The sequence below is a fragment of the Mammaliicoccus sp. J-M41 genome, assembly GCF_022385935.1.
GTDB classification, from domain to species: domain Bacteria; phylum Bacillota; class Bacilli; order Staphylococcales; family Staphylococcaceae; genus Mammaliicoccus; species Mammaliicoccus sciuri_A.
Window position 1 is genome coordinate 1 of record NZ_JAJNIR010000071.1, and the last position, 558, is coordinate 558.

The window sequence follows — 558 nt, forward strand, 5'->3', positions numbered from 1 at the left end:
TTTTTCTTCTTTCGAGTTTCTTCCCCAGTAAAAGGATCTATGTACTCTATCATTGTTAACTGTTCTGCTACTATATCCTCTTGTAATTGATTTCTTATATAATTTTCTATCACTTTTTTATTTCTACCAACTGTATCCACATAAAATCCTTTACACCAAAATTTTCTGTTACCATATCTATACTTTAAATGGGCATGTCTATCAAATATCATTAAGCTACTCTTCCCTTTTAAATAACCTACAAATTGAGAGACACTTAACTTTGGTGGAATACTAACTAACATATGAATATGATCTTTACATGCTTCAGCTTCTATTATTTCTACACCTTTTCTTTCACACAATTGTCTTAAAATAATACCAATATCTCTTTTTATTTTCCCATAAATAATTTGTCTACGATATTTTGGTGCAAACACAATGTGGTACTTACAATTCCATTTTGTATGTGCTAAACTGTTTGTGTCTGATGACATTTAATGCATCTCCTCGTGTTGTTAATTTTGGTTGGCTGACCAAATATTATTCTAGCATGTAGAGATGCATTTTTTAATACAA

At 29.7% G+C, this 558-nt stretch carries 1 protein-coding gene; it reads right to left on the reverse strand.

Going from position 1 to position 558, the window contains the following annotated elements:
* On the reverse strand, positions 1 to 476 hold a 476-nt coding region (tnpA, locus tag LQ686_RS13910; RefSeq protein WP_129407562.1), incomplete at its 3' end, for an IS200/IS605 family transposase.
* Positions 477 to 558: the final 82 nt, after the last annotated feature.